Origin of the sequence: Mesorhizobium sp. M7A.F.Ca.CA.004.12.1.1 (assembly GCF_003997835.1) — a bacterium.
Taxonomy (GTDB): Bacteria; Pseudomonadota; Alphaproteobacteria; order Rhizobiales; family Rhizobiaceae; genus Mesorhizobium.
Window position 1 is genome coordinate 1 of record NZ_RZRK01000426.1, and the last position, 5,396, is coordinate 5,396.

The following is a 5,396-nucleotide window of genomic DNA, read 5'->3' on the forward strand; positions in this document are numbered from 1 at the left end:
GGCCGAAGCCGGCCAGCGTTTCGCCGGGCGGCATTTTTGATGCGCGTCCGGAGATGCGGGTCAGCACCAGGCTTTGCGCGACTTCAGGAATGGTCAGTTCGCGGCGCAATGCGGCGGCGGCAGCGGCGAAGGAGGGGACGCCCGGCGTCAGCGTGTAGGGAATGCCATGCTTTTCCAGCCGGCGGATCTGCTCGGCGACGGCGCTCCACACCGACAGGTCGCCGGAATGCAGGCGGGCGACATCATGGCCCGATTTGTGGGCCGCGACATACTCGGCCTCGATCTCGTCGAGCGACATCGGCGCGGTGTCGATCAGCTTTGTTCCCGGCGCGCAGTGCTGTAGCAATTCGGGCGCGACGATCGAGCCGGCATGCAGGCAGACCTGGCAGCTTGCCAGCAGCCTCGCGCCGCGCAGCGTGATGAGGTCGGCGGCACCGGGACCGGCGCCGATGAAATGGACGGTCATGGCGCATCTCCACTGATGGCGATCGCGCAGGTGACCGGGCCGAGCACCGTGCGCGGGCCAAGCAGTCTGGCGCCTTTGCCGACGACGGCAAGGGCGGATGCCTCGGAAACCGATGAGGTTCCGGCAACATCCTGCGAGAGGTCGGAATGGCTGAGCGTGTCCGACGAGGCGGCCTGAAGCGTGGCGTCATCGACGACGATGACCGGAAGACTCAGCACGCGGCCAGCGGCGGCGATCGCTTCTTCATCCTTCTTGAACTCGGCAGTCGCCAGTGCCGAAAGCGCCGTCATCGTCAGGCCATGAGTCTCCAGCGCGGTTTCGATCGCGGCAAGCACGTCTTCGACGCTCACGCCTTTTCGGCTGCCGATGCCCGCGACCATCATGGCTTCACCCAGCTCCATTGGGTCACTGGCATGGCCGGCCGCCAGGCCTGCATCGCGCCGACCGGCGATGCGCGAGAGATGGCGATGCGGGTGAGATCGCCGCCGAGCTTGGTATGCTGGGCGAGGAGCAAGGCTTCCATCTCCAGCGTCACCGCATTTGCCACGAGACGGCCGCCCGGGCGCAGCGCCTTGATGGCAGCATTCAGCACGCCGGCATCGCTGCCGCCGCCGCCGATGAAGATCGCGTCCGGCGTGTCCAGCCTGGCAAGTGCCCTGGGCGCGCTGCCTTCCACCACGACAAGGCCGGGAACGCCACAGGCGGCGGCGTTGCGGCCAATGCGGGCGGCGCGGATCGGATCGGCCTCGATGGCAATGGCGCGCATCGAAGGGTGGGCCAACATCCATTCGATGCCGATGGAACCGGAACCGGCGCCGATGTCCCACAGCAATTCGCCGCGTTTCGGCGCCAGCGCCGACAGGGTGATCGCGCGGATCTCGCGCTTGGTGATCTGGCCGTCATGGTCGAACAGATGATCGGCAAGGCCTGATGTGAGCGGCAGGACGCGCGCGTCCGGACCGGATTCAACTTCGACCGCCAGCACGTTGAGCGGATTGATGTTTTCGAGATCGAAGGCATCGGCGCGGATCGTGCGGTGGTCCTCGCTTGGCCCACCCAAGGCCTCCAGGATCGTCAGCCGCGATGCGCCGAAGTCGAGTTCGGTGAGCAGGCGCGCTATTGCAGCGGGGGCTTCGGCATCCGAGGTCAGTGCCAAAATGCGCGCGCGTGGCTGCAGCAGCGGCCGGATCAGGTCGAGCGGCCGGCCGTGCAGCGAGACGGTCTCGATGTCCTGCAGCGCCCAGCCAAGGCGCGCGGCCGCCAGCGAAACGGCCGACGGTGCGGGGATGACATGCATCTCCTGTTGCTTGACCTTGCGGGCGAGGGTGGCGCCGACGCCGTGGAAGAACGGATCGCCTGAAGCGAGCACGCAGACGCGCCTGTCGGCAAGCGCCAGCACGTCAGCCATCTCGGCATCGAAAGGAACCGGCCAGGCGCGCGCCTCGCCCTTGGCGAAGGAAGCGACCAGCGCCAGGTGCCGCTTGCCGCCGAAGATGATCTCCGCCTCGGCAATCCGCTGCTTGGCCTCGTCGCCGAGACCCGCTAAACCGTCCTCGCCGATGCCGACGATTGTGAGCCATTTTGGGGTGAGCTTGGCACCGCGCGGACCTTCAGCAGGCATGATGACCCACCGTATTCTGATCCTCGGCGGCACCACCGAAGCCCGGCAACTGGCCGGAAAACTGGCGGCGCGCGCCTCGGTCACGCTGTCGCTGGCTGGCCGCACTGAAAGCCCGGTCGCGCAAGGCGTGCCGGTGCGAACGGGGGGCTTTGGCGGTGCCGATGGATTGGCCGATTATTTGCGGAAAGAGCCTATCGACCTGCTGATCGACGCGACGCACCCCTATGCGGCGCAGATCTCCGCCAATGCGGCGCAAGCCGCCCGCGTGGCCGGTGTGCCGATCCTTGCGCTGCGACGCCCCGGCTGGGAGCCTGTCGAAGGCGACCGCTGGACTGAGGTCATTACATCCGGCGATGCCGCGCGAGCGCTTGGACTGGCGCCGCGCCGTGTTTTCCTGGCGCTGGGCCGGCAAGAGGTCGCTGCTTTCGAAGCTGCGCCCCAGCATCATTATCTCGTCCGCAGCGTCGACGCGATCGAGCCCAAGCTTGCCGTGCCGGATGCGAGCTATCTTCTGGCCCGTGGCCCGTTTCGTGAGGCGGAGGAACGCGCGCTGCTCGAAAAGCAACGCATCGATGTCGTCGTGTCCAAGAACAGCGGCGGCGAAGCGACTTATGGCAAGATCGCCGCGGCGCGGGCGCTTGGCCTCGAGGTGGTCATGATCCAACGGCCAGTCTTGCCGGATGTTCCCGCGGCTGAAAGCGTTGAAGCGCTGACCGTGTTGGTCGATCATTTTGTCCGTCCCGTGGACGAGCGCGGCGTGTAGACCAGCGCCGGCTTCTCCGCGCGCTTGATGATGCGGGTCTCCGGCGAGCCGATGATGATGCAGGTCGCCATGTCGGCCTTCTCTGCCTCGACATCGGCCAGCAGATAGACCTCGATGCGCTCATCCGGGCGGCCGGCGGCGCGGCCGAAAATCACTGGTGTGGTACCAGGCAGGATCGCGGTCAGGCATTCGAAGGCGCGGCCGAGCTGCCAGGGGCGCGCCTTGCTGATCGGGTTATAGAGCGCGATGACGAAGCCGGCGCCGGCCGCCGCCAGCAGGCGCAGTTCGATCAACTCCCATGGCTTCAGATTGTCGGACAGCGAGATGGCGCAGAAATCATGGCCGAGCGGCGCGCCGATGCGGGCGGCGACCGCCAGCATGGCGGTGATGCCGGGCACCACAGCGACATCGACCGCGCGCCATTCGGCCGGGCCGGCCTCGATCGCCTCGCAGACGGCCGCCGCCATGGCGAACACGCCGGGGTCGCCACCGGAAACCACCGCGACGTCGTGGCCCTCGGCGGCTTTGATCAGTGCGTCCTTGGAGCGGGCGAGTTCCTCGCGATTGTCGGAAGCGACGCGGGTCTGTTCCGGGCGCAATTCCAGCCGGTCGAGATACGGTTTGTAGCCGTAAAAGAATTTCGCCTCGGCGACGGCGCGGCTGGCTTCCGGAGTGACTTGATCGGCATTGCCGGGCCCAAGGCCGATGACAGTGAGACGGCCGCTCATGCCTGCGCTCCCACGGCGCCGGGGCGGCCGGACCAGCCGGCGACCAGCACGATGGCGAAATAGGGCGCCTTGTCGTCCGGCTTGTCGGCCAGCTTCATCGACACGCTGCCGGCCATGGTGCCGCGCTCGACATAGACGGCGCGCGACAGCTTGGCCGTAGCCTCCAGCGCCCGCCTGATCTTTGGCAGGTTACGGCCGACCTTCATGATGACGGCGGCATCGGTGTCAGCCAGCCGGCGCGTCAGCTCGAACTCGCTCATCGTGCCGGGCAGCACGGTCAGCACGTCATCGCCCTGGACGATCGGGATACCAGTCTGCGACCAGCAGCCGGACATAGCGGTTACGCCGGGAATGACTTCGGTGGGGAAGCGATGGGCGAGGCGCACATGCAGATGCATGTAGGAGCCGTAGAAAAGCGGGTCGCCCTCGGACAGCACCGCAACCATCTTGCCTGCCTGGAGGTGCTCGGCGACCTTCTCGGCGGACTCCTCGTAGAAAGTCGTGATCTGCGAGCGGTAGTCGTCGTGATCCTTGTCGATTTCGGTGGTGACGGGATAGAGCAGCGGCAATTCCGTCATTTCAGGCCGGAACTGCGCTTCGACGATGGCGCGCGCATTGCTGTTGTTGCCGCGCTTGGCGAAATAGGCCACGACATCGGCTTCCGCCAAGGCCCGCGCGGCTTTCAGGGTCAGCAGTTCGGGGTCGCCGGGACCGGTGCCGACGCCGACGAGACGACCTTTGGGAAGGGCGTTCACAGGCCGGGCCTCGCCAATGAATTGAGCGCGGCGGCGGTCATGGCGCTGCCACCGAGCCGGCCACGCACGATGGCAAAGGGAACGCCGTAGGAATTCTCGGCCAGCGCGTCCTTCGATTCGGCAGCACCGACGAAGCCGACCGGCATGCCGATGATGGCCGCAGGCTTCGGCGCGCCGTCGCGCAGTTTTTCCAATAGATAGAACAGCGCGGTCGGTGCATTGCCGATGGCAACCACCGAGCCCGCCATGCGCTCGCCCCACAAATCGATCGCGGCGGCCGAGCGGGTGTTGCCGATTTCCCTGGCGATGTCGTGCGTGCGCGGATCGCGCAAGGTGCAGATCACCTCGTTGCCGGCCGGCAGCCTGGCGCGGGTGACGCCATGCGAGACCATTTCCGCGTCGCAGAAAATTGGCGCGCCCGCCGCCAAAGCGGTGCGGGCAGCGGCAACCAAATCCGTGGAGAACACAAAATGACTTGAAGATTCGACCTGGCCGCAGGCATGGATCATGCGGATGGCGACATCGGCCTCGGCCTCGGAGAAGCGCGACAGATCGGCCTCGGCGCGGATAATGGCGAAGGAGCGCTCGTAGATCGCCGTGCCGTCATGGATGTAGTCGTAGGCGGCCATGCTCATTTCCGTTTTTCAGTTTGGGCCTGTCGGTAAGCCTCGGCGATACCGGCCGGCCCGAGCCTTGTCAGGCAAGCAGCGGCAGTCTCGCCTTGATATCGTGCGCTGCGGATCATTGCCGCGACGCGGCGGATGCCGCGCGCGGCGTCATAGCCCGGCCTGTAGCCCGCAGGAAGGGCCTTTGCCGTCGCGTTCACGACAAGTCCGGCTCCGTTTTCGCCGCCGACAATCGCTAGGGCTGTCGGGCCGGGATGGGCGCAGCCCTTGGCGCAGCCGGAAATGTGCAGCGTGAAGTCGAGGATGTCGGCGTTTTCAGCGGCAATCGTCTCGGCGATCTCGCGCGTGGCAATGCGGCCGGAGGCGCAGGCCGGCGTGCCGGGGCAAGCGGCAATGCGCGTGCGCGGGTCGGTGGGGGCGGTGACGAAGCCGAGGGC

General features: G+C 66.8%; 7 protein-coding genes and 1 pseudogene. 1 reads left to right on the forward strand and 7 read right to left on the reverse strand.

All coding sequences use genetic code 11. The annotated features are described in order from the left end of the window. The 3 genes from EN984_RS21370 to cbiE all read right to left on the reverse strand — a co-directional run. Positions 1–466 (reverse strand): SAM-dependent methyltransferase (locus EN984_RS21370; protein ID WP_245480093.1); only part of this gene is annotated, 466 nt, incomplete at its 3' end. After that, positions 463–849 (reverse strand): cobalamin biosynthesis protein, encoded by a 387-nt coding sequence (locus EN984_RS21375; RefSeq protein WP_127270799.1) that lies wholly within the window; start codon positions 847–849, stop codon positions 463–465. The genes EN984_RS21375 and EN984_RS21370, both read right to left, overlap by 4 nt. Next, complete coding sequence (gene cbiE, locus EN984_RS21380; RefSeq protein ID WP_127271896.1) at positions 846–2,087, reverse strand: precorrin-6y C5,15-methyltransferase (decarboxylating) subunit CbiE; 1,242 nt, start codon at positions 2,085–2,087, stop codon at positions 846–848. Before cbiE ends, EN984_RS21375 begins: the two co-directional genes overlap by 4 nt. A gap of 1 nt (position 2,088) precedes the next feature. Here cbiE and EN984_RS21385 point away from each other — a divergent pair, with 1 nt between their 5' ends. After that, entirely contained in the window at positions 2,089–2,850 is a 762-nt protein-coding gene (locus tag EN984_RS21385) for a cobalt-precorrin-6A reductase (protein WP_127270798.1), read from the forward strand. Here EN984_RS21385 and EN984_RS21390 read toward each other — a convergent pair. The 4 genes and pseudogenes from EN984_RS21390 to EN984_RS21405 all read right to left on the reverse strand — a co-directional run. Then, positions 2,814–3,578 carry a precorrin-3B C(17)-methyltransferase gene (locus tag EN984_RS21390; protein ID WP_127271898.1) on the reverse strand — a complete coding sequence of 255 codons (765 nt, stop codon included), beginning with the start codon at positions 3,576–3,578 and terminating at the stop codon, positions 2,814–2,816. The genes EN984_RS21385 and EN984_RS21390 overlap by 37 nt on opposite strands. Beyond that, positions 3,575–4,333 (reverse strand): precorrin-2 C(20)-methyltransferase, encoded by a 759-nt coding sequence (locus tag EN984_RS21395; RefSeq protein WP_127271900.1) that lies wholly within the window; start codon positions 4,331–4,333, stop codon positions 3,575–3,577. Before EN984_RS21395 ends, EN984_RS21390 begins: the two co-directional genes overlap by 4 nt. Then, positions 4,330–4,962, reverse strand: a complete 633-nt coding sequence (locus EN984_RS21400; RefSeq protein WP_127271902.1) for a precorrin-8X methylmutase — start codon at positions 4,960–4,962, stop codon at positions 4,330–4,332. Before EN984_RS21400 ends, EN984_RS21395 begins: the two co-directional genes overlap by 4 nt. 2 nt (positions 4,963–4,964) lie before the next feature. Next, positions 4,965–5,396, reverse strand: a pseudogene (locus EN984_RS21405) (precorrin-3B synthase); the annotation flags it as partial.